Origin of the sequence: Halobacterium bonnevillei (genome assembly GCF_009831555.1) — an archaeon.
Taxonomy (GTDB): Archaea; Halobacteriota; Halobacteria; order Halobacteriales; family Halobacteriaceae; genus Halobacterium; species Halobacterium bonnevillei.
Genome location: NZ_WUUU01000350.1, coordinates 1 through 1,079, shown reverse-complemented (window position 1 = coordinate 1,079; position 1,079 = coordinate 1). Strand labels below are relative to the sequence as shown.

The following is a 1,079-nucleotide window of genomic DNA, read 5'->3' as shown; positions in this document are numbered from 1 at the left end:
GACCGGTCGACGAACTCCACGTCCACCGCGCCCTGGTCCGCGTCACCCGGTGGCGCGAGGTACGCCCGCAGCGCCGCGGCGGCGTCCATGCTGTGCATCGTGAACGCGCCGGACAGCGCCGCCCCCTCGATGGGGTCCGAGACCGCGTGCGCGCCGGTCGCGACCAGCAACTCCCCGTAGGGCTGTGTGAACCGGGTGCCGTCGGTCTCGACTGTGACCGTCCGTTCGGTCGTGTTCACGTCGACGACTTCGTGGCCGCGGCGCAGGTCGATACCGCGGTCTTCGACGTCCGCGGGCGTCAGCGACAACAGGTCAGACAGCGAGTCGACCTCGCCCTTCACGTAGTACGGCATTCCGCAGTGCGCGTACGACACCCACTGCCCCTTCTCGAAGACGACCACCTCGCGCTGTGGGTCCTCGCGTTGCAGTTTGCTCGCGGCGCTCAGTCCTGCGGCGTCGCCGCCGACGATGACGAACGGGTCCGGCATAGTCGCGCAGTCGAACCACACCCCCGTAACTGTTCGAGTGAGCGGGAGGTAACCCGCGCGAGCAGCGGCCGGAGGTCCTGACCGGATTCGAGCGTTCCCCGGCCGCGCCGAGTCGGGTCGAACCGCGGCGCTCGAATGCTCAGGCGACCCTCGATTGTCGATGGGGCGTCGCTACTGGGGCCCCGCTGCCACGAGCGGGTGAGCCGAGATACTTATTGCTCGTCGGCGTTTTCTCCGGTAAGGGAATGAACGACCTACGAACCGGGCTGAGCTACGGGGACGTGCTGCTCGTCCCGAAGCGCTCGCCCGTCGACAGCCGAAGCGAGGTCGACCTGTCGACGACGCTGACCCCGAACGTGGAACTGGACACGCCGCTGGTCTCGGCGGCGATGGACACCGTCACGGAAGCCGACCTGGCCGCCGAACTCGGTCGAGCCGGCGGATTCGGCGTGTTGCACCGCTTCCTAACGCCCGACGAGCAGGCCAGGCAGGTCGAACGCGTCAGGGCCGAGGGCGTCCAGGTCGGCGCCGCGGTCGGCATCAACGAGGACTACGTCGCTCGCAGCGCCGCCGTCGTCGACGCGGGCGTCG

The 1,079-nt window shown here is 69.2% G+C and carries 2 protein-coding genes; one reads left to right on the top strand and one right to left on the bottom strand.

Translation table 11 applies throughout. The features are described 5' to 3' along the window. On the bottom strand, positions 1 to 488 hold a 488-nt coding region (locus tag GRX66_RS19240; protein ID WP_159527870.1), incomplete at its 3' end, for an FAD-dependent oxidoreductase. 245 nt (positions 489 to 733) lie between these two features. Between GRX66_RS19240 and GRX66_RS19235 the strand changes: the two genes are divergently transcribed. Next, positions 734 to 1,079 (top strand): IMP dehydrogenase (locus GRX66_RS19235; protein ID WP_201293109.1); only part of this gene is annotated, 346 nt, incomplete at its 3' end.